The sequence below is a fragment of the Bacteroides luhongzhouii genome (assembly GCF_009193295.2).
Lineage (GTDB): Bacteria > Bacteroidota > Bacteroidia > Bacteroidales > Bacteroidaceae > Bacteroides > Bacteroides luhongzhouii.
This window is the reverse complement of the sequence record NZ_CP059973.1, coordinates 4,580,927-4,604,264: the sequence shown is the minus strand read 5'-3', so window position 1 is coordinate 4,604,264 and position 23,338 is coordinate 4,580,927. Positions and strand designations below refer to the sequence as shown.

The window sequence follows — 23,338 nt, the reverse complement described above, 5'->3', positions numbered from 1 at the left end:
AATATTTATTTAAATCAATCATTTATTAATTCTAAAAACTTATATCTATGTTCAGTAAACACCCTAAAGGTCTGATTGCTGCTGCTTTAGCTAATATGGGAGAGCGTTTTGGCTTCTATATTATGATGGCGATTTTGACATTGTTTATTTCAGCGAAATTTGGATTGTCCGAGACAACTACCGGATACATTTATTCCGCGTTTTATGCTTCCATTTATATTTTAGCTTTGGCGGGAGGTGTTATTGCTGATAAGACGAAAAATTTCAAAGGCACTATTTTAGTAGGGCTGATATTAATGGCTATCGGTTATTTAATTATTGCCATTCCTACTCCGACTCCTGTTCCTAGTATGGCTCTTTATCTGGGATTAACCTGTTTCGGACTTTTGGTGATTGCTTTTGGTAATGGTTTATTTAAAGGAAATCTGCAGGCTTTGGTAGGTCAGATGTACGATGATCCTAAATATTCCAATCTTCGTGATGCCGGTTTCCAGATATTTTATATGTTTATCAATATTGGAGCTGTTTTTGCGCCGTTTATTGCTATTGGTGTGCGCAACTGGTGGTTGAAGGTGAACAACTTTGATTATGATGCTACTTTACCTGAATTGTGCCATCAATATTTAGAAAAAGGAAATGATATGGCTCCACAGGCAATGGAGAATCTGACAACTTTGGCTAAGAGTGCTGTTCTTGACGGAACTCCTGTAGCAGATATGGGTGTGTTTGTTAATAACTACCTTGATGTGTTTAACCGTGGTTTTCAGTATGCTTTTATGGCTGCTATTGGTGCTATGCTTGTTTCGCTCATTATTTATATGGCAAATAAGAAACGTTTCCCGGATCCTGCGACTAAATTGGAAACTAGTAAAGGCACTGCGACTGTGAATAAGGAAGAAATCCAAATGAGCGCTACTGAAATCAAACAACGTATCTATGCTTTGTTTGCAGTATTTGGTATTGTTATTTTCTTCTGGTTGTCCTTCCATCAGAATGGTTATTCTTTGACTTATTTTGCCCGTGACTATGTGGATTTGAGTGTTATTAATATCGACTTAGGTTTTACGCAGATCAAGGGAGCTGAAATATTCCAGAGTGTTAATCCGTTCTTCGTTGTATTCCTGACTCCATTTATCATGTGGATGTTTGGCTCAATGAAAAAGAATGGTAAAGAACCTTCTACCCCGATGAAGATTGCCATTGGTATGGGTATTGCTGCATTGGCATATGTATTCTTGATGGTATTCTCTTTTACATTGCCTTCGAAAGAGGTGTTGGGCACTATGAGCGCTGCTGAAATAAATGCTATTCGTGTGACTCCGTGGATTATGATCGGTTTGTATTTCATCCTTACAGTTGCCGAATTGTTCATTTCTCCTCTAGGATTATCGTTTGTATCTAAGGTGGCTCCTCCGCATTTGCAGGGATTAATGCAAGGTTGTTGGTTGGCTGCAACAGCTGTGGGTAATTCACTGCTGTTTATCGGTGGTATTCTGTATACAACTGTTCCTATCTGGGCTTGCTGGTTAGTATTTGTAGGTGCAACAGGTGCTTCTATGATTGTAATGCTTTCAATGGTAAAATGGTTGGAACGCGTAGCGAAGTAGAATCCCGTCATTGACTAAATAACAAAATGCCCCGGAACAAGCATCGTAAATGTTTCGGGGCATTTTTATTTATTAAATATCCAATCCCATAATATAATCATTCATATAATACCCATTGCCAATCGGGAAATCACCTTCCCGTAACTTTCTCATTCCCATGTATTCGTAAAATTGCAAGGCTTTATTATTACGATTCACGTTAAGTTCCATCAGACAAGGTTCCGGATGCATCCCTTTGATACACTTGATTGCTTCCTTAAATAAGAAACTGCCACAATGCGCACCCTGAAAGCGGGGGAGAACATAGATTTTCTGAAGATGGAATACATCTTTTCCCTGTTGCTGTACAGAGACGTATCCGCATGGCTCATCCTCTTTGTAGGCGATGGAATACACATGTCCTTCTTCCTCCATTTGCTTGCGCACATTGGAAGGAGCATACATCCAGTCCATCATATAATCCAGTTGTTCAGGAGATAAAATATCCTTGTAGGTGGCGGGGAATACCTCCTTTGCCATCATATGAATAAGCTCGCAATCGGCTACCGTTGCTTTTCGAATTGTAAACATACGTATTTTCTATTTTATGGTTTAACGGGCACAAATATAGCCATTATTTCTTTTTATAATAAGGTGGGCCCTCTCTAATGTTTTAATTATTATTAATTTATAGTACTTTGTAATGCAAGGTACTTGAGTAATGCATATATTTGTGCCATCTAAAAGAAGTGAATAATGAAAGTAGACAATGTAAAATCACAGATGAGGAAAGGCATGCTTGAATATTGCATCATGCTTTTACTGCACAAGGAGCCTGCTTATGCTTCTGATATTATTCAGAAATTGAAAGAAGCCCAGCTGATCGTAGTGGAAGGCACCTTGTATCCGTTGCTGACCCGTCTGAAAAATGACGACCTGTTAAGTTATGAGTGGGTGGAATCTACCCAGGGGCCTCCCCGCAAATACTATAAACTCACTGAACAAGGAGAAGTCTTTTTGGGAGAACTGGAAATTTCCTGGAAAGAACTTAACGACACAGTGAATCATATAGCCAATAGATAATCCGAAAAAGAAGAAATAAAAATGAAAAAGACATTGACCATAAATTTAGGAGGAATAGTTTATCATATAGATGACGATGCCTACCGACTGTTAGACAATTATCTGTCTAATTTGAAACATTACTTTCGTAAACAGGAGGGTGCGGAAGAGATCGTAAACGATATTGAGATGCGTATTGCCGAACTGTTTGCCGAGAAAGTAACTGAAGGAAAACAGGTCATCACAGTTTCGGATGTAGAAGAAATCATCGCCCGCGTAGGCAAACCGGAAGATTTTGGTATTGCTGACGAGGATACAGATTCACAGAAAAGAACGGAACAAGCATCGTCCGCTAATCAAAGTAATGCGCAAACCTCTGCTCAACGTCGCTGGTTCCGTGATCCGGATAATAAATTGTTGGGTGGTGTGGCAGCAGGACTGGCTGCCTACTTCGGTTGGGACATCACATTGGTGCGTATCCTGATGATTATCCTGGTGTTTGTGCCTTATTGTCCGATGATTATCCTTTATATTATCGGATGGCTCGTTATTCCGGAAGCCCGTACGGCCGCAGAAAAGTTGAGTATGCGTGGAGAAGCGGTAACTATTGAGAATATTGGCAAAACAGTGACAGACGGTTTCGAACGGGTAGCAGATGGGGTTAATAATTATGTGAACTCAGGCAAACCTCGTACCTTTATTCAAAAGATAGGCGATGTATTTGTTTCTATTGCAGCCGTTCTTTTTAAGATATTTCTGGTAGCTCTTGTCATTCTCTGTTGCCCTGTCTTGTTCGTATTGGCTGTCGTATTGGTAGCGTTGGTATTTGCGGCAATTGCCGTGGCAGTCAGTGGAGGAGCTTTACTTTGTGAGTTGTTGCCTGCCATCGACTGGATGCCGGTTGTTTCCGTCTCTCCTATGATGACATTATTGGGTACGATTGCCGGAGTTGCCCTCATTGGTATTCCATTAGGAGCTTTCTTGTATACTATCTTGCGCCAGCTATTCCATTGGTCGCCAATGGGAACAGGTTTGAAATGGTCGTTACTGATTTTATGGATATTGGGTGCGGTCATTATGGTCATTAATCTTTCTGCTCTTGGCTGGCAACTGCCTTTGTATGGGCTGCACTGCTGTTAACTAAGCCTCATTCTATTAAAAAAAGGATAATATTTATTCTTTTATAAATAAATGTACCCCGATAGTGTGTCCGGGGTACATTTTTTGTTTCCTCTTATTCATCGTAAATCGAGAATTTTTATGTAAGTTTGTAAATGCGTATTCAGGAAATAAAGATGGGTGAACATATATGTTTTAGGAGAAACGAACGTTTAGCGACAGTCAATCCTTATTGGAGAGGAAATCCGATGGTGCGCGGACGTTTTTTTAACAGGCAGCATCGCTTCCGTCCAGGGATGGGCAGCGTGCTGAAATGGCGTCTTTCGCCCAATCCTCAACGCAAAGAGAAGAAAACGGTGAAATGGGATCCGAAAGTTTGTTATCTCCGCTCATTGGATGCGGTGGTAGGAGATTCCCTGATATGGCTCGGGCATAATTCGTTCTTTCTTCAATTGGCAGGTAAGCGAATCATGTTCGATCCGGTGTTCGGCAGTATTCCTTTTGTGAAGAGACAGAGCGAATTTCCAGCTAATCCTGACATATTTACGGAGATTGATTATCTACTTGTCAGCCATGACCATTTTGACCATTTGGATAAACAGAGTATAGCCCGCTTATTGAAGAATAACCCGCAAATGAAGCTTTTCTGCGGCTTGGGAACCGGTGAACTGATTCAGGGATGGTTCCCCGAAATGAAAGTGATTGAAGCCGGATGGTATCAACAGATGGAAGATGAGGGATTGAAGATCACGTTTCTGCCGGCACAACACTGGAGCAAACGTTCCGTACGTGATGGCGGTCAGCGACTGTGGGGAGCTTTTATGCTGCAAGGAAATGGGATTTCTCTTTATTATAGTGGTGATACGGGGTATTCCAGTCACTTTCGTGAGATTCCCGATCTGTTCGGAGCACCGGATTACGCTTTGTTAGGTATCGGGGCATACAAACCTCGCTGGTTTATGCGCCCCAATCATATATCGCCTTACGAATCATTGATTGCCGCCGAAGAAATGCATGCAGGCCTTACCATTCCCATGCATTATGGCACATTCGACTTGTCTGACGAGCCTTTGCACGATCCTCCGAAGGTTTTTGCGGAAGAGTCAAAGAAACGGAAGATTCCTGTGGAGATCCCCTATTTGGGTGAGATTGTGAAATTGAATAAACAGAAATAATTAGAAACGAATAAAGAGATGAAGAAATTAGAAGTAAAAGACTTGAAAGAAAACTTTTTCGAAGCGATTGGAAAAGAGTGGATGCTGGTTACGGCCGGAACAAAAGAGAAGTTTAATACGATGACAGCAAGTTGGGGTGGTATCGGCTGGCTTTGGAACAAGCCTGTTGCTTTCGTTTTTATCCGTCCCGAACGGTATACGTATGAATTTGTAGAGAAGAACGATCACCTGACTCTTTCCTTCTTAGGGGAAGAAAATAAGAAGATTCACGCTGTTTGTGGTTCCAAGTCGGGACGCAATATCGATAAAGTAAAAGAGACCGGACTGAAACCGGTGTTTACAGAAAATGGCAATGTGTTGTTCGAGCAGGCACGCTTAAGCCTGGAATGTAAGAAGCTTTATGCTGACGGTATCAAACCGGAATGTTTCCTGGATAAGGAATCATTGGAGAAGTGGTACGGTGGTGCTCATGGAGGTTTCCACAAGATGTATATTGTAGAAATTGAAAATATTTATTCGGAGTAAGATTTAGCCGATTTATGATGAATGTAATGGAGAAGGCTCTGTTCTCAATCTACTTGAGTTCAGAGCCTTCCTTTATTTTACTTTATTGATAAGTAATTAAGCACAGATTACTTCTTTCCTTTCACCCATTTGTCCAACCATTCGAAGAATGTGCGTTGCCATAGAACCCCATTCTGTGGCTTCAATACCCAGTGGTTTTCATCCGGATAAATCAGCAACTCTGCAGGAACACCACGCATCACGGCAGCATCGAAAGCAGCCATTGCCTGATTAGCCAGAATACGATAGTCTTTCTCTCCATGAATGCAGAGAATAGGAGTATCCCATTTCTCTACGAATAGGTGAGGAGAGTTGGCAAACGTACGTTGTGCCACCGGGTTTTGTTTTTCCCAGTATGCGCCTCCCATATCCCAGTTGGCAAACCATTTCTCTTCAGTTTCCAGATATTGCATTTCCATATTGAAGATTCCATCATGGGCAATGAATGCTTTGAATCGTTGTTCATGATGTCCCGCCAACCAGTATACGGAGAATCCTCCGAAGCTGGCACCTACACATCCCAAGCGATCTTTGTCTACATACGGTTCTTTTGCCATTTCATCAATAGCAGTGAAATAATCCTTCATACACTGGCCGCCGTAGTCACCACTGATCTGTTCGTTCCATTCCACACCAAATCCCGGTAAGCCACGACGGTTCGGAGCAACAATGATATAATCATTGGCAGCCATAATCTGGAAGTTCCAGCGATAAGACCAAAACTGGCTTACCGGACTTTGCGGACCTCCTTCACAGAACAGCAAAGTCGGATATTTCTTGTTCGGATCAAACTGAGGAGGATAAATCACCCATGTCAACATCTGTTTGCCATCTGTTGTTTTCATCCAGCGACCTTCCACTTTACCCATTTCCAGCTGGTCATAGATTTGCTTGTTTTCCTGCGTCAGTTGAGTAGTAGAGCCATCCAGTGCCACAGTGTAGATTTCATCACCCATGCTCATAGAATGACGTTTGGCGATCAGTTTATCCCCGAAAAGAGCTACACCTTCGTAGTCGTACATTCCTGAAGTGATTGCCTTTACCGAATCATTGGCCAAATCCAGCGCATAAATCTGCGATTCTCCGTGCCATACACCGGTGAAATAAATCATCTTTGCATCTGCTCCCCAAACAAAAGCGTCCACATTCGATTCGAATGCTTTGCTTACGAAACGTTTCTCTCCGGTTTCCAGGTTCATAATGAACAGACGGTTTAGATCAGCTTCATATCCGTCACGTTCCATGCTCTGCCAGGCAATATATTTGCCGTCCGGTGAATATTGAGGATTGGTATCGTATCCTTTGTTTTCTTCCGTAATATTTTCCGTTTTTTGGGTGTTCAGGTCATAAACGTAAATATCGGAGTTGGTAGAAATCGCGTATTCCAGTCCTGTCTTTTTACGGCAAGTGTAAGCCACTTTGTCCGAAGTCGTATTCCAGGCAAGTTGCTCAATGCCACCCCAGGGTTTCATCGGACTTTCATACGGTTCTCCGTTCAGGATATCTACGATATTGGAGATACCGTTACCGTCGAAGTCAGCAACAAAAGGATGTGGAGCTGTCGTCACCCATTCATCCCAATGTTTGTACATCAGGTCGGTCACGATGATACCTGTAGCTTTCGGCAGGTCCGGATATTTCTCAGCAGTGCTTTCTTTCGTCTTTACTTGTGAAATAAACAGCAGCTTTTTGCCATCCGGTGAAATGGAATAACCTTCGATGTCCCCGTCGTAGTGGGTCAATTGCTTGCGTCCACTACCGTCCGGATTCATTTCATAGAGTTGGCTACTTCCGTTGTCATTACTTAAGAATGCAAGTTTGGTGCCTCCTTTAATCCATGTCACTTCATTTTCCTGATACGGGGTATGAGTGATTTGCTGGTTTTCGCTTCCATCCGCGTTCATCACGAAAACTTCGCGGTTACTCTTGTTTTCCGGTACGCTGTAATACGCTACCGTATACGCAATTTTCTTTCCGTCGGGCGATACGGCGAATCCGCCGATACGTCCCATAGCCCAAAGTGCTTCGGGAGTCATGCGCTTCCCTTCGATCTTAATATCCGATTTCTCGATAAGCACCTGATCTGTCTTGCCTGCGTCTTTGGTTCCTCCGCAGGCAGCTAACAACACTGCTGCTGACATCATAAATAAATTAGCTTGTCTCATATTTTAAAATGATTGTTTAGTAACTTTTTTGTTAGAATAGCCTGACAAATATACGATAATAAAACGATTTTACTTATCTTTGTTCATTATAAAATATCCAATATTGAATCATGAATGTATATAAACCGGAAATAGCGGAACTTTTATTGCTGGTCGAAAAGAAATATGGAAAATCTTTGCGGACGACTACCGATTTTGAGGAGTTTTCTTTTTATTTGCAGAATCACTCATGGGGGAGAATTTCGACTTCTACACTGAAACGTTTGTGGGGGTATGTAAATGATATGCATACACCACGTATACATACACTTGATTTATTATCCCGCTTCATTGGTTTTGATTTATTCAGTACTTTTTGTAGTTACTTGAAGAGTAGCAGTGCATACAATTCTTCATTTTTCTCTGCCTGTCAGGTGATGGCAAGCGAGCTTGCTCCTGGGGCGGAAGTTGAAATCGGATGGTCGCCTAATCGTTATCTGCGTCTGCTTTATAAAGGAAAGGCTTTGTTCGAAGTGTGTGAGGCGCGTCAGTCTAAGTTGCAAAAAGGAGATTGTTTCGAGACTTCCTTTTTCTTGAAAGGGCAACCTTTGTTTTTGCCATACATTTTACGTGATGGAATTCGTACTTCGCCATTTATTGCGGGACGGAACGGTGGTCTTACTTTACTGAACTGCATTAGCAATGAATGACGATTCTTTTACTTCCGGTTTTATAGGGGAAACAACGCCTCCTGTTGATGTGGCTTTTACTGATATTCAGGAAATATATGTCTCCCGTTCGGGATGGAATCGCTTGTTCCGTTGTCATCGGCATGGTAAGTTGCATGTGTTGAAAGCTTTACAGCCGATGTATAAAGGAACGGCTTTTTACGAACAGGCTCTTAAAAAAGAATTCAATATTGGCTATCAATTAGAACATCCTCATATCTGTCGTACATTGGGATGGGAGAGTGTACCGTCTATAGGATGCTGCATCCTGTTGGAATATGTTGATGGAGTCACTTTGAAAGAGTTTATGCAGCAAGGCAAGCTGACTCGCTCGGTGGCGATTAAGATTATCAACGAACTGTGCAGTGCCTTGCAATATATCCATAGCAAGCAGATTGTCCACCGTGATTTAAAGCCGGACAATATTCTGATTACACACAATGGTAACAATGTGAAACTGATTGATTTCAGCCTTTCCGATTGTGATGATTACGATGTGTTGAAGCTTCCTGCCGGCACACGTTATTATCTTGCTCCCGAGGTGTTGCAACCGGATGTGCCGTTGGATTTGCGTGCTGATATTTATTCTCTTGGGGTAATTATAGGTGAGATGGCTACTGCATTGAAAGACAAACATCTGGCAGCTGTTTCGCGCAAGTGTACCCGCCGGAAGCGGGAGAAGCGTTATGCGTCTGTTGTGGAGGTGGCCGACGCCGTTATTGTGCCTCGCAGGAAAAGATTTTATGCGGGGATGGTTGCTGCAGTGTTGGCAGGGGCAGTCTGTGTAGGTGTTTATGTTGTTGCAGGTGACCTGTTACCGGGCTCTTTCTCTTCTTCTTCCTCTTTTTATCCTGTTTACGGAAATCAGGTTTGTAGCGAGAATTGCTTTCGCCTGCTTGCATCTGAACGGATGCGAATGATACATGCTGTCGATTCATTAGCGGACGAACGTAATTGGAAGGCAGATAGCCTGCAATTGATGCAGCAATTGAAAGCTGCGCTGGATGCTGAATATCCATTGCCCGAGTTGCGAGAGTCTGCAGCTTATAAGTGCCGGTGGGAAGGGCTGCAACAAGAGGCGGAACGCCAGTTAAAGCAGATTAAGTCGCTGGTCCGACAACGTTAAGATCCCATACAAAAGAATGTTTCATGTGCGGGGAACTGGTGTTTCATCAGTAGGGAACAGCAGTGCCATCAGGGGAAACTGATGTGGTGTGCAAGGGTGACATTCATTTACTTGTAGCTTTGATAATTTCAATGTGTTGAAACAGTTTCCATGTAGAGTGGTTTCTGTATATCGGCAAGCTCTCCGCAGGGACATGTAGGATACAGTCGGCAAAGATGTTTCCTGTTCCGCTGAACGTGTTCGATTGGCAGACGGGAGGAATGACAGCATTTACGTATAAATGCTGGAGCGGGCATCCGTCGAAACAATAATCCGAGAGAGTTTCACAGGCACTACCCAGTGTGACAGTCGTGAGATTTTGGCATTGCTGGAATATCCCGAGCGACACACTTCGCAATCCGTCCGGCAGTACGATCGATTCAATTTCGGAAGCATAGAAAGCCAGCTTTCCGATACTTGTAACTGAACCGGGCAATATGATAGACCGGATTTTGCATTTTTGTAATGCGTATTCTCCGATACTCTTCAGAGTGGGAGAGAGACGTAGCTCATCTTTCTCCATTCCTTCGGGAAACCACACAAGTGCTTCACCGTTTTTGCTGTACACCACCCCGTCTATGCTGCTATATTCAGAATTTCCTGTAATCACGGACAGGTGTTCGAGATGGCGGCATCCGCTGGAAGGAGTCAGTTTCTTTGTACTTCCCGGAATGGAAAGTGCTGTCAGTGACGTGCAGTTGCGGAAGGCATTCTGTTCAATCACCAACGTATTTTCCGGAAGTTTGATTTCCGTCAGTATATCCAGTTCACCGAACATTCCGTTGCCGATCGTATGTTCTGTTGTATACCGCGATTCATCGTAAGACAATCCGCCTGCGATGATGAGTGCATCCGTCAAATCCAACTTCTGCAACTGTCCCTGTGTCTGGTTGCCATGTATGTCTTTTCCACACATTTCTCGGATGAATCGGAGGTCTGTCCCGTTCAGCGGACCTGTGATACTCAGTTGTGTGTAGTCGTCTTTGCCGTCCTCTCCGATAATTTCGGGCAGCATGCCTGCATTGATGAGGTTTACTGCATCACTGGTGCAAAAATGGTACGGTTTGCTGTAAGTTCTTCCATTTCTATTTTCGGCAAAAGCCTTCACTGTATATTGGGTGTACTTTTTCAAGTGGTTGATGTGAAGTCGCCATTGATTGTCGGTTGTCAGGAATGCGTTTGTTTCCAGCTCTTGTCCATCGGCGGAAACATAACGGAAGCCGCAGGATGTCACAGGGTCGCCGCCGTCATCTGTGACAGCACATAACAGAATGATACTGATGGGGCCTTGTCCCAGAAAGGTGATGGGTTCTATCCGGGGACGTTCGTTGGGAAAAGTGGTGAAATGATAGGTGGGACTTTGCCGCATATACATTTCGTTTCCTGCTTCCAGACAGTAATAATAGGTGGTTCCCGGTGTCAGGTTTTGTAGTTCGGTAGTGACAAGACCATTTGGCTGGAAATATTCTTCACTTTTTGCCATATCCGGTGAAGTGCCGTAGCGGAAACGGTAACGGTCGGTATGGCTATGGGGCGGGACATTCACTGTACCGGTGAGACGGGCGCTTGTGCGGGTGATGTCCTGTGCTTCGTGCAGGATGATTTCCGGTGCCGGATTATTAGGGCGGTTCTCGTCACTGCATCCTGTTGAGAGCAGGCAACAAGCGAAGAGAGTCAGGAAACAAATGATTCTTGTATGCATATTTCAATCGGTATGTCTTTTGTGCAATTCTACATTCTTACTAAAGAAGGCGGTCATAAACGAATACCCAGTCCGAGGTTCACCATCCAGTATCTCCCGTCTGTGGTGATGGCGCCGGCGGAAAAGGCAAGCCTTTGTAGTCGGAGCATGACACCTGCTTCAGCGGTGAGTCCTTGGGATGAATAATCGCTGTTGCGCAGGTGAGTTCCTTCGTCCGTTTGCCAGACAACAGTGCGTGCTCCGTAGCCGATACCTTCATAAAGGCAGAAGTTACCGACGATGCGATGTATCCCTCCTGCGGTGAGTGCGTAGTATGACCTTTCGCTCTTTCCGGTGTAGTAGGGTGGAAGTGCGCTGCCGGGTAGTAGTCCGTTCTTGTCACATTCCTGGCCGTTGGTATCGGAGGTGGTACGGAAGTCGCTCAATGCGTGCAGGTATATTCCATGCCGCCGCATCCAGGCAAGGCGTATACCACTTGTCGCTTCCTGACGATGAAGTCCGATGCTCGGCATAATCAACCATATGGCTTTCTCTTTCGGTCGTCGGGGACGTCGCCATTCAGGTACGGGAAGCTGTTGCACAGTCAGTTTGTACGTGCGCGGATAACTGACGGCGGTGTTCTCCATCGGGGGAATTCTTCTCCGGGGCATGGTGACAGGAGCATTCAGCACCAGTTCGTAGGTCAGGCGCGACTCTAAAGGAGAAGGGAAGCGATAATCACGGAGCACTCCCCATTGCGGGTGCTTGATAGTAATTTGTGTAGTGCCGTGTGGGACGTATATCCACGTCTCTCCGACATCATTTTTCCTTTTCACCACTCCCAGGGGAGTGGAGAACGCGAAATCGCGGCTACCCACTATTTTGATGAGTGCACAGGCTTCATCGTTCAGGTCCTTCACAGGCTGAATATAAGCACTGATATCATTGGGCAGTTGCCGGAAACTTTGTACGGAAAACTGTTGTGCGTGCATAGCTGAAAAGATAAGAAGCACGACGGCTGTTAACACGTACCTTTTCGCATTCGACAGTTTTTTTCCTGTGTCGGGAGTCAATATAGAAACGTTCATTGCAGATTGAAATTACGTATGTTGAAAATCTCTTCTTCCGGCAGTGGCGTCCGGTTGTCTAGCATACGGGGTTGCCACGTGCGTACATGGATTAACGGGGTGGCTTCATCTCTGAAGTCCCACAGCAAGAACAGGTAACCGTCGTCCGAATAGAGATCGGAGCTGTATTTTTGGCGTAGCGTGACTCCGTATAACCCCTCTTGTGTGGGGTGCCGCATTATTTTGAAGTCACTGAACTGCAGATTGATTTCTTTGTTCTGTTTGAACAATACTTTCAGGCGTTCCAGATAGGTATGTTTGCTTTTGATGTTATATTCCACTTGGTGTTGTGGCAGGTATTTCCCGTCTGTCCGGGGAGTACTGCGGATGACTTTGCCGACGATAATCAGTGCTTCTTCGCTGAACAGTTGCGTCAGGAAGTCGATATCCTTGGTGGTGTACGATGTGCGCAGATGTTCCACATAGTTGAGTATCACTTGTCTGTTTTCCGCATCCGTTTCGGCTAGTTTTCCGGATAGTATTTTCCTTGCTTCGGCATAGAACGGATTTTGTTTTCCGATGTTCTTCCATTCATCACTGCTGATGATGCAGGTGGTGTGTGGGTTTCCTGCGGATGGCTCGTTGCTTTGGGAGTTCTTTTCCGATGACGAAGTCATAGTTGATGGTGAAGAGGAAATCATTGCTGATGATGGAGCGGAAACAGTTTCCGTTTTTTCCGATCTATTCACAGAACTGTTTTCTTCGTTTTTTGTCTTTGTATTTCTTCGGACGAAGACTTGTGGAACAAGTTGTAATGCGGAAGGATCTTCAGCGATACAGTGGTATGTCCGGTTGTCGGCAGGCTTTCCTTGTCGGTTCATCCATCGGCATTGAGTTCCGGAACGGACGATGGCAAGTTCCGAAGGGTAGAAAGTTGATATTCGTTCGTAGCTCTTTTTTGCTTCTCCTAAACTGTTCCCTTCGAAGTCGGTGAGCTGCCATTCGTTGCCGATGCGTAGACACACGCGGTCGTTGCCAACGATGAATCCTTCTTCGTATGTGGGAGCAATTAGCAATTTCCCTTCGCGGTCGATGAGCCCTGCGCCGTGGTCGGTATGGATAATGGCGGCATTGTGACGGAAGCGAAAGGCTTCGCGGATGCTGTCCGGCAGGAAGATTCCTTCCTTTCCTGTGGTGCTTAGATAGCAACATTGCCCGCTTTGACAGTTATTGTATTTTATCAGTCCGCATGCCGGTTGTGGGTCAAGTAGGGCAGGCGTATCTTGAATTTGAATGCGTACGTTTCCGGACAGGTCGATAAGTTGGTAGCTGGTCTCACCCTTATCATTCGTGTTGCCTGTCAGTGCCAAGCCTTCGTGGAAGTCATACGCTTGATCATATATAGGTGGGATGAGGATGTTCCCTCGAGTATCCATATAGCCGTACTTCCCTTTTCGGGTGCAGAACAAAGCTCTGCCTTCGGCAAAGTTATGTGCCAATACGATGTCGTAATGCAGGCTTATTCCGATATTGTTGATGCTTTGTCCTTTCCGGTCGATGATGAGGATAGGGGAGTCTGGAAACTCCTGTGCCAGTGTGACGTCTTCAAAGAAATGTCCGATTTGCGCAAATCGCCTTGCACTGGTGGGGTGTGTCGGATGTTTTAATTCGTAGAGTTGATAATATCCTTTTTCGTCCGGCAGACTGAACATTCCATTGACCACAGCTGACGGTTGGCGAGTGAAGCTTCCGGAAGGGATTTCAATCTTTCCGCTGGTGGAGATAAGTCCCCAGTTGTCTCCTTCGTTTTCCTGAAAAGGCAGTGCGTTGATTTCTATACTGTCCGATTTGCATCCGGTATATAACACTGCAAACAGGCTTGAAAGAAGGATAGAAGTGACAATATACTTCAGTTTGTCGTTCATTGATAGTTAACTTTTAAAACCCCTGTTGCAAATATAAACATATTACAAGAAAATTCACCACAGATTGCACAGATTTCCACAGATTAATCTATATTCCACATGATTGGAGGGAAAAGCCGATAGTAACTAAATACTCCTCCTTCAAGAAGGAGGAGTATTTGTAGAGGGAGGTGGTAAGTGAATACATAAATTTATATACAATTGTGAACCAGTTAATTGCCGTGTTTATCACTCTGCCCTCCAGCCCCCTTCTTTTTGGAAGAAGGGGAATCTATGCGGATGAATGTACTATATCCAACCTATAGAAAACTATTTAATCTGTGAAAATCCGTGTAATTCGTGGTGAAACCTAAATTATGATTCTTCTGTTGTTTCCCAATTTTCAATTTCACCGCCAATTTCAATCTTCACTTGTTCAGGGTTTTTCGTGATAGTCAGTGATACAATATGATGCATTCCCGGCTTAAATACGAAAGCACTTTCCATCAGGTACGACACGCCTTTCATCACTACCTCCACCAGCGGACGGCGGTTAGTGATTCGTTGCGGAACGACGATAGCGGTGTATCTGTTGTCTCCTGCTGCCTTTGCTTTCAGTGTGGCTTCCGTACCGTAGAGTGTTTTGGTGGCTATCCCTGCAGCAAGGTCGATGGTAGCATTGGGTACGGTGTTGTGAATGAACACTTCGGCATCCTGCGGTAGTTCATCGCCTTCGTAGTCTTCGCCTTTGATAAGGCGCACGGTAAGTTTGCTCATGCAATGCTTGAATTTCAGTGCCACGGCATCATTGCCGGCAGTCTGTTTCTTTGCTGATGCCCATAGGAAATCGCTGGCTTCGTAGCCTCCCAATGCGTCGGTTGTGCCTGTTGCGCTTTGGTCGGCTGCCACGCGGAATTCCATTTCGTCTGTCGACAAGATGGGAGAGGAGAAGGGATAGTAGGCGTATACGTCATAACTACCGTCGTTCCAGTAGATAGGGCGGGCGGGAGTCCATGTCGTTCCGTTGTAGGTCAGTGAAGCATTGTTCACGTAGTTGCCTCCCACTTGCAAAGGTTCATTTTCTCCGCAGACAAACAGACCGATGCGGTCATTTGTTTCGAAGTCTGTTTCCGTGGCGCGGCTGGCAGGAGCAGCTTGTTGCTGTGAAGGATGCGCAATTCGGAACTGCATCACGTCGTTCCGTTCCGTCTCCTTACTGCCTGCCGTTTCTTCCTGTCCGCAGCTTACCATCGCCATACTGGAGAGCAGGCAGATGCAAGCCGTATAGATGGTATGAATCGTTGGTTTCATATTCTTTTTTCCTTTTTAATTCCTTTTTCTGTTTCAGCGTTTTTACCTGTCTTGTCATTCAGCGGGCTGCCTTTATGAATCTTGGGGGGATATTGGAACGTATGTATGCGGCTTCCTGCATACGGAACATTCATGGCGCGCGTGATGGATCCCGCATCTCCCTTATCATTCTTCACAAAATCTTCGAACGAATACTCTTCGCCTGCATACTTCTTGATGCGTTTCACAATAGACTCGCGGCTGATGGCGCTGTAATACGGAATGTTGTTATTCATACAACTGGTTTGTTCTGAACGGAATACGCCGCGGTTGTGCATGAATCCTCCTTCGTAGATATCTACTCGGTCGCTGTAGCGTTCGTCGAATATCAGGTGGCTCCAAGGAACTTCGTGCATTTTGCCTGTTAGCGAGAGGTTGTCATACCAGCCATTGGATTTGGCGTTGTTAAATTCGCTTGTGTGTGCGCAGCACATACAGTCACAGAAATCGATAAACGCATTGTGGTAGATATATTCATCGCCCAGTTTACCGAATCCGTGTCCACCGGCTTCGTGCTGAATGAGTCCTCGTGCATCATATGGATAGTCGTCGGTACTCATGGGACAGAAGGCAAGGGCGGAACCGTCACTCCACATTTCACAGATGCCACCGTAGTCGGTAGAGTTAGGAATCATGATAAGTAACGTCTGATTCAGATTCTCTTTAGTCACAGCTGGAATCTTTAGTGCATAGTTAAAAACAGCTTCGTGATTACATTTTAAACCTACGCCACTTGTAAAAGTGGTTTCAAATTTAGTATAACGAATGGTATTGACGGTGCCTATGCCGCTTTCGAGTGAGACGGGAATGGCTGTATGTACATTGAAATAATCACGATAAGTAGTGTAAGGTTCGATGGCGAAGAAATGTTCTACCTGCTTCTGTATGGCCTCCATGTAATTGCCTTCAGCGATGTCTTTGGCATTGTATCCGTCACCCAAGAATACAAGGTTGATGCCACCGTTGTTTCCTTTGGTAGCCTTTTGCAAAGTGATGATTTCGTCTTCACTGTATTGGTAGTCATATTGAGAGACGGAACATTTTGTAGTATAATCCTTGTCTTTCAGCCTGAATATGATTTCTCCACTACGTCTTTCGGTAGTACCTTTAGGCATTTCGTCAATGGTCAAGGTCAATTCTGTTTTTTTAGATCCACTCGTTGAGGATAGACTACACCAGTCTGGTATACTTTCTACCTCCCAATCACCTTCTGCGTTCAATATCAAGTAGCGTGTGCATCGGGTATTAAGGGCATTGGCAAGAGCGGGACGACAGATTAATTCATGATGAGCACCTATACGCTTAAATTCATTCCAACCTACTGCTGTCTGATAGTCTGCAACAGCGGATTCGGGCACTTCAACGGTGAAGTTATCTTTAGCAACTCCGTTGAAAGCACTAGTAAACATGTATGGAGGGATAGTGCTTTGGCATACGATGGAACCAATACCAAAACAGTTTTCAAATGCACTGCTTCCAATATTTTCTATACTTTTGGGAAGAATGAGGCCTTCTAATGAAACACAATAACTGAATGCAGCTGAACTGATAGATATAATATTATCTGGTATTTCTAAAATTCCTAAGATGCGTGAATTATTTGCGAATGCAGCTTCATTGATAACTTCCAACTTTGAGGGAATTCTAAGCTCACCGGAAAAGTTACATCCCATAAATGCGCGTTGACCTAAAATGGCTAAATTTCTGGGTAAAATCAGTTCACCTTTAAAGGAAGTGGAAGTGAAAGCACCTTCTTCTATTGAGGTAATTCCATCATGTAGGTTTAGTGTACCGTTAAGTCCTTGACAACTAGCAAAGGTTTCTTCTTTAATTACAGTAATAGTTTGAGGTATGGTTAAAGAACCAGAAAAAGACCGACAATTTGTAAAAGCACGTGGCCCCAAATAAGACAGTTTGTCAGGTAAATGAAGTTCTCCATATAAATTGGAGCAAGCATAAAAGGCAGTCTCCCCTATAGATTTTAAATTAGAAGGAAGTATGAGTTCGCATGTAAAAGAACATCCCCAAAAAGTTTGACCACCTATTGATTCTAATGTGGAAGGCAAATGTAGAGAGCCGGTTAGAGATTTACAAAGATAAAATGCAGCACTACCGATTTCTTTTACTCCTTCTGGAATGTATAAGGATCCTGTCAAAGAACTACCTTCAAATGCACCGTTTCCTATTTTAGTTATTTTTTCAGGTAGTACCAAATGCATGAGAGTTTTTTTTCCAGTCATTGCATCAACAGGAATTTCATCCTCTTTATATTCTGGATATCCATTAGTACAGCCTTCAATCTTCACCTCCTTCAAATTCAGTGACTGCAACTTACTCATCTCATCCCTCATGAAATAGAAATCTTCCGCATTAATCTCCCCCGTAATCTTCAAATTCTGCAATTGCGTATAATCCTTATTCGCCGCCGTGATACACTCCTTCAACGTCCCCGCCTTTTCCACATTAATCACAATATACTCCTTGGCGGTAGCTTCATGCGAAGCCATATCATTTTCCCAGGCAGTAATAGACTCATCAATGAGTTTAAACTCATACTGTCCGCTTGCTTCCTTCTTATTCACCTGAATAGTGAAATTGTGCATCTTCCCGGCTATGTACGTGAATGCTTCTTCCTTCTTAAATGTGTAAGGCATTCCATCTACCGTAATACTGAAAAGCACTTTTCCAGCTTCCACAGTCTGTGGAACCACAATGGCGCGGAATTCATTGTCTTTACAGAATGGGATAGTCCCTGTCTTGGCAACTTCGCCTGTAGCAGTCACATTACCCGTGGCGAGGTCAATCACCGAACTACGCTTGGTGTTCAGAACCAGTACTTGTTTCTCCAGTTCTATCCATGCTCCTTCGGCGAATCCCTCGCCCTCTTTCAAGGTAATGCGGGCATTACTCATCTTGTGCCGCAATGGCAGTCGGATTACTTTTTCCGTAGGTGCTACGTCCGCTGCCTTTCCCCAAAGGAAGTCACTTGCTTCGTAACTTCCCATTTCATCCCCATTATTTTTCGTTTGATCTTTTTGTACTTCAAATGTATATGCATTTACATCCGTTGGCGTGCCGTATGGGTAATATCCATAGATATCAACATGTGTCCGGTCGTCCTTCCAGTAGACGTCGTAGGCAGAGTTCCACTTATAGGCCGCTTCATCAAAAGTGTGCGGAACATTCGTTCCCCGGTTACCGTTGTTTGCCAATGTTCCCGGTGTGTTCCCGTTATAGTCAACGATATATACGCCCATGATGTCGCCATCGCAGAAACCATTGTCATTGACACGGGTCACTGCCACCTGATCTATTTCTCCCGACAGGGATATGACATTCGAGTCCTGTCTCCGTGAGACACCTTCCGTTATTTCATTGTCGTTGCACGACATAAGCACCAATGCCGATACAGCACTGAATACTATATATTTATGCCATTCTCTTCTCATACGTCTGTCTGTTTTATTCGGCTACGCCACCATTATCTATATCGTCATCTTCCCAAGCCCCAATGCCGACATTAATACCATTGCTAGTCTTGCTCACGGTTACGGAGAAAGTATGCCTTTTTCCTCCGACGAAAGTAAATTCCTTGTTGAGATTGAAGTCTCTGCCATCAATATTGACGGTGATGAAATTATCTCCCGAAGCTGTTTGAGGTACAACCAGCGCTTTGTACGAACGGTTATTTCCATTTTCGAGCGGAAGAATTGTTTTGGCTGTTCCCGTTGCCGTAGCTGTGCCGTTGGTGAGGTTGACAGTTGCTCCGGTCTTTATTCCGTTCATCTTTACGCTTATGGTCGATTGTGCCAGAATTTCGTCTGTGAATCCGTTGCCTGCCTTCACGTTGATAACTGCACAACTGAAAATATGCTTGGTCGTAATGCTGACAGCATCTTCCGTAGGTGCCACTCCCGAAGTCTTGCCGTACAGGAATTCACTTGCCTTGTAAGCCTGTTCAGTAGACTGATCTTCTTTCACAGAGAAAGAATGTGCGGAAATGTCCGAAAGTGTAGCATACGGAAAATAACAGTAGAAATCCGCCTTGGTGTTTTCATCTTTCCAAAAGATTTCTTTGTCCGGTGTCCATGTACCGTCGCTGCCATACGTGAATCTCATGTTATTCACATGATTGCCGTTGTTTTGCAATGTTCCCGGTGTTGTGCCGTTGTAGTTCACGACATACAATCCGATTTTGTCCTGGCTCTCATAGCCCCAGTCAGTGACGCGAGTATGAACGCTTTCTTTTGCGTTGACACTTACATTACTTGCTACACAATTCAATGTGATGGGAATCTGTTTTACAGGTACTTCAGGTATCTTTGTTTGCTCCTCTTCCCCTGCCGAACAAGCACTTAATAGTGCCAAAAGACAACTTCCCCCTAATAGATGCAATTTCATAATGATTAGTTTTTTTAATGTTTGATACAAAGGTAGGAGGTTGTCCTATTTAAATCAAGTTCATAATGGTTCATAAAGGAATAAATTCTTAAATCTTTTTTTTCTGCCAGTTTCCTTTCTTCATATACCAGTAGCAGAACAACAGTATAAAAGTACCGTACACACATTCCGTTGTCCAGGCAAATGCGACATCCATTCGCAGATACATGATGAAATATGCAGAGTATGTGACATAGATAGCCAGTACACAAAGTTCCATAGCCAATGCAGTCCGCGTATTTCCCGTACCTGATACCGATTGGAAATAAACATTGGCAGGCACCAGCACCAGATAGGCAGAACACAGTACCCACAGTGAAGGTACGGATGCCGCTCTTAGATCCGGGATGTCTGTATAAATGCGCAGAATCAGATCCGGGAATAAGCAGAAAAACGCTAGGATCGGCAATACAAAGATATATCCGATACGGATATGTTGCTTGATAGTTCCCCGTACACAATCCTGTTCGCCTGCACCGATCAGGTTACTTACCAGTGAACCGCAGGTGGAAGCAAATGCCATTGCAATCATAAACGGTATCCCCGACACGTTGCGGATGATATTGGCAATCGCTAATGACCGCTCTCCCAAATGTTCCACAAACAGGAAGAACATGAACCAAGTGGATAAAGAAACGAAATTCTGAATCATTGTCCACACAGAAACATTCAGTATGCGTTTCAGTGTTTTTCCATGGAATTTGGGCAATATGTTCAACGCATATTTCTTGCAGTCAATCCGTTTCCAGGTATAGATGGTAAAGAAAATCACCGATACCATTTCGGCCAGTGACGAACCGATGGCAGCGCCGGCAATTCCCAGTTGCGGGAAACCGAATTTACCGAAGATCAGGATATAGTTGAATACTACGTTTGAAAGCACCATCACAATAGAGTTCAGTGTCAGTGTTTTGGTTTGTGTCGTACCTACAAAGAAGGCGCGGAACATGACCATGATAAAAGAGAAGAAGAAACCGTACACACGCCAGTGAATATAACTTTCGGCTGCATCGTAAATGTGAGGAGACGATATGATATTCTTTAAGATATGTGGTGAAAATACGATGGAGAACGTGAATAAAATCACTGCCATGGCAAGCAGGAAATAAATGCCCTGATAGAAAATCGGTCCGATTTCCTTGTAATTTCCTTCTCCGTTGCGGCGGGCAATTAATATCTGCGCACCAATGCTGAAGCCGAATGCCATCATAAAGATGGCAAGATAGTATACTCCTGCGATAGCAGAAGCTCCCAGTTCGATTTCTCCCACACGTCCCAGAAAGGCCGTGTCTGTCATGCCGATCATTTGTTCCATAATCAGACTGATCAGGATAGGGTAGGTAATCGTCCAGATTTGTTTATAAGAATATTTAGTTTTCATCCTATTTTATTTTTTTAGAGAAAGAAAGCCGGGCAACCAAAATAGGGTGTCCGGCTTTCTTAGAATATGATTCAGGAATAATTCCTTATTTTTTATTCTGTCTTTGCTGTTGCAGTAGCTCTTGTTGCTTTTGCATCGCTTCCAAGCGAGCAGCAAAGCCGGTCTTTTTCATTTGTTTCGGGTCCTTCTTTTTCGCTTCAAGAATAGCCAACAATTTAGTTTCGTCAGTCGTTTTACGAAGCAGAATCATAGTACCCACGCTAATCAGTGTTGACACGAAATAGTAATAGTTCAAACCTGACGGATAGTCGTTCAAGACAAACAAGAACATAATTGGCATCAGATACATCATCCATTTCATAGCCGCCATTTGTGGTTGTGCTCCGGTATCCTGCATAGACATCGTGTACTTCGTGTTCAAGATGTTGGTTGCCGTCATCAGCAAGCAGAACAAGCTAAGGTGGTTGCCCAAGAACGGAATATGGAACGGGAATGTGATGAACGCGTCATAAGTAGAAAGATCGTCCGCCCACAAGAAACTCTGTTGACGCAGCTCGATAGCACTCGGCACGAACATAAACAAAGCCATCAGGATAGGGAACTGCAATAACATCGGCAGACAGCCACCCATCGGGCTTACCCCATACTGGCTGTAAAGACCCATTACCTCCTGTTGTTTCTTCATTGCATCTTCCTGCTTCGGATATTTCTTGTTGATTTCGTCAATTTTCGGTTTCAATACACGCATCTTGGCAGAAGACATATATGTTTTCCAGGTAGCCGGATAAACCAGCACTTTCACCATGATGGTCAGAATCAACAGTACGATACCCATGCTCAATCCCCAACCGGATAACCAGTCGAATACGTTGATTGTGATAAACTGGTTAATCCAGCGAATCAACGGCCAACCCAAGTAAACCAGTCTGTGAAGTTCCCATTTCTCGTCGCGGCCTTTATCCAACGCTTTCAGTGTCTTAAAGTGATTCGGACCGAAATAGAAATACATTTCTGTCGGTTCCTTGCCTGACGGGTCAAAGAAAGTATTCATTTCAGCAGAATAATCCTTGATATATCCGCTTCCTTGTTGTTCCATTCTTGACTTTACAGAAACCTTTTCAAAATCCTGTTCAGCAATAAATACAGAAGAGAAGAACTGATTCTTGAAAGCTATCCAGTCGATGCGTCCCGGCAAATCCTGGCTGTCGTCTTTGGCAGCAGATAAGTTGTCTACATTGTCACCTGTTACTTTATAAGTCAGTTCCGACAGACGGTTCTCATAGGTGAATCCTTTTTCCAGTTGGCGGGCGCGCTGTGACCAATCGATGTCCACATACTTAGTACTTGCCAACTTGTCTTCCATACCTGTCGCTTTGATTTCAAAGTTCATCAGATAGCTATCCGGTTTCAGCGTATAGATGAAATCGATATAGCTTGCGCTATCCGCAGCCAGACGCATGGTAACACTACTGTCCGTCTTGTTTACAGCTTCAAAGAAATAATCTTTGGTCTGGATGGCTCCTGCTTTGTTGTAGAAGTTGAAGTTCATCGAAGCATCGTCACCGTCGAACAACATAATCGGCGTTTTTTTGTCCTGTGCCATATAATCCTTCAGCATGGCTGAATAGACACGTCCGCCTTTTGTTGCGAAAGTAATTTCCGCTACATTATTCTGGATGCTGATTTTAGAATCGGTCCCATGCAAGGCATTGAAAAACAAAGCAGAAGAATCGGCAGCCGATGCAACCTCTTTTTGGCTGTTAGCTAGCGCAGCTTCCGTTTTTGCCTTCAGCGCTTCTTCCTGCTGCTGTACTACGGCAATAGAGTCATAGTATCTTTTTTGTGCAGCTATCTGTTCCTCGCTTGGACGGCTCAAAAAACTGAATCCTACCAATAATATGCCTATTAGAACGAGACCTGTGATGGTGTTTTTATCCATTCTTATTTTAATTACAAATTATAAAATTACAAA

17 protein-coding genes are annotated in these 23,338 nt (G+C 44.1%); 7 read left to right on the top strand and 10 right to left on the bottom strand.

Going from position 1 to position 23,338, the window contains the following annotated elements:
- The first annotated feature begins 47 nt into the window (after window positions 1-47).
- Entirely contained in the window at window positions 48-1,607 is a 1,560-nt protein-coding gene (locus GD631_RS17400; RefSeq protein ID WP_143259766.1) for a peptide MFS transporter, read from the top strand.
- A 72-nt stretch (window positions 1,608-1,679) separates the two neighbouring features.
- On the opposite strand, the gene GD631_RS17395 is transcribed toward GD631_RS17400, so the two are convergent.
- The gene (locus GD631_RS17395) at window positions 1,680-2,177 is read right to left on the bottom strand and encodes a GNAT family N-acetyltransferase (protein ID WP_004312714.1); all 498 of its coding nucleotides are present in this window, start codon (window positions 2,175-2,177) and stop codon (window positions 1,680-1,682) included.
- A gap of 165 nt (window positions 2,178-2,342) precedes the next feature.
- Here GD631_RS17395 and GD631_RS17390 point away from each other — a divergent pair, with 165 nt between their 5' ends.
- The 4 genes from GD631_RS17390 (at window position 2,343) to GD631_RS17375 (ending at window position 5,467) form a co-directional block, all read left to right on the top strand.
- Window positions 2,343-2,669: a PadR family transcriptional regulator gene (locus GD631_RS17390; protein WP_004299980.1), complete on the top strand. Its 327-nt coding sequence runs from the start codon at window positions 2,343-2,345 to the stop codon at window positions 2,667-2,669.
- Between the two features lie 21 nt (window positions 2,670-2,690).
- Complete coding sequence (locus GD631_RS17385) at window positions 2,691-3,788, top strand: PspC domain-containing protein (RefSeq protein ID WP_143259764.1); 1,098 nt, start codon at window positions 2,691-2,693, stop codon at window positions 3,786-3,788.
- Between the two features lie 155 nt (window positions 3,789-3,943).
- Window positions 3,944-4,942, top strand: a complete 999-nt coding sequence (locus tag GD631_RS17380; protein ID WP_143259762.1) for an MBL fold metallo-hydrolase — start codon at window positions 3,944-3,946, stop codon at window positions 4,940-4,942.
- Window positions 4,943-4,960: 18 nt separating this feature from the next.
- The gene (locus GD631_RS17375) at window positions 4,961-5,467 is read left to right on the top strand and encodes a flavin reductase family protein (protein WP_087321259.1); all 507 of its coding nucleotides are present in this window, start codon (window positions 4,961-4,963) and stop codon (window positions 5,465-5,467) included.
- 107 nt (window positions 5,468-5,574) lie between these two features.
- Here the strand turns inward: GD631_RS17375 and dpp5 are convergent, their stop codons facing one another.
- Window positions 5,575-7,671: a dipeptidyl-peptidase Dpp5 gene (gene dpp5, locus GD631_RS17370; RefSeq protein ID WP_143259760.1), complete on the bottom strand. Its 2,097-nt coding sequence runs from the start codon at window positions 7,669-7,671 to the stop codon at window positions 5,575-5,577.
- Window positions 7,672-7,781: 110 nt separating this feature from the next.
- Between dpp5 and GD631_RS17365 the strand changes: the two genes are divergently transcribed.
- Complete coding sequence (locus tag GD631_RS17365; RefSeq protein ID WP_143259758.1) at window positions 7,782-8,360, top strand: hypothetical protein; 579 nt, start codon at window positions 7,782-7,784, stop codon at window positions 8,358-8,360.
- A complete protein-coding gene (locus GD631_RS17360; protein ID WP_143259756.1) occupies window positions 8,353-9,504 on the top strand; it encodes a serine/threonine protein kinase in 1,152 nt (383 codons plus the stop codon). Before GD631_RS17365 ends, GD631_RS17360 begins: the two co-directional genes overlap by 8 nt.
- A 103-nt stretch (window positions 9,505-9,607) precedes the next feature.
- On the opposite strand, the gene GD631_RS17355 is transcribed toward GD631_RS17360, so the two are convergent.
- The 8 genes from GD631_RS17355 to yidC form a co-directional block, all read right to left on the bottom strand.
- The gene (locus tag GD631_RS17355) at window positions 9,608-11,245 is read right to left on the bottom strand and encodes a leucine-rich repeat protein (RefSeq protein WP_143259754.1); all 1,638 of its coding nucleotides are present in this window, start codon (window positions 11,243-11,245) and stop codon (window positions 9,608-9,610) included.
- A 53-nt stretch (window positions 11,246-11,298) separates the two neighbouring features.
- Entirely contained in the window at window positions 11,299-12,312 is a 1,014-nt protein-coding gene (locus GD631_RS17350; RefSeq protein ID WP_143259752.1) for a hypothetical protein, read from the bottom strand.
- Window positions 12,309-14,216 carry a WG repeat-containing protein gene (locus GD631_RS17345; RefSeq protein ID WP_143259750.1) on the bottom strand — a complete coding sequence of 636 codons (1,908 nt, stop codon included), beginning with the start codon at window positions 14,214-14,216 and terminating at the stop codon, window positions 12,309-12,311. The genes GD631_RS17350 and GD631_RS17345 overlap by 4 nt, the downstream gene beginning before the upstream one ends.
- 354 nt (window positions 14,217-14,570) lie before the next feature.
- Window positions 14,571-15,506, bottom strand: a complete 936-nt coding sequence (locus GD631_RS17340; RefSeq protein WP_143259748.1) for a fimbrillin family protein — start codon at window positions 15,504-15,506, stop codon at window positions 14,571-14,573.
- Window positions 15,503-18,994, bottom strand: coding sequence for a leucine-rich repeat protein (locus GD631_RS17335; RefSeq protein ID WP_143259746.1), 3,492 nt, complete (start codon window positions 18,992-18,994; stop codon window positions 15,503-15,505). The genes GD631_RS17340 and GD631_RS17335 overlap by 4 nt, the downstream gene beginning before the upstream one ends.
- Window positions 18,995-19,007: 13 nt before the next feature.
- The gene (locus GD631_RS17330; protein ID WP_143259744.1) at window positions 19,008-19,946 is read right to left on the bottom strand and encodes a fimbrillin family protein; all 939 of its coding nucleotides are present in this window, start codon (window positions 19,944-19,946) and stop codon (window positions 19,008-19,010) included.
- An 88-nt stretch (window positions 19,947-20,034) separates the two neighbouring features.
- Window positions 20,035-21,366, bottom strand: coding sequence for a multidrug efflux MATE transporter BexA (gene bexA / locus GD631_RS17325; protein ID WP_143259742.1), 1,332 nt, complete (start codon window positions 21,364-21,366; stop codon window positions 20,035-20,037).
- Between the two features lie 85 nt (window positions 21,367-21,451).
- A complete protein-coding gene (yidC, locus tag GD631_RS17320) occupies window positions 21,452-23,305 on the bottom strand; it encodes a membrane protein insertase YidC (RefSeq protein ID WP_143259740.1) in 1,854 nt (617 codons plus the stop codon).
- Window positions 23,306-23,338: the final 33 nt, after the last annotated feature.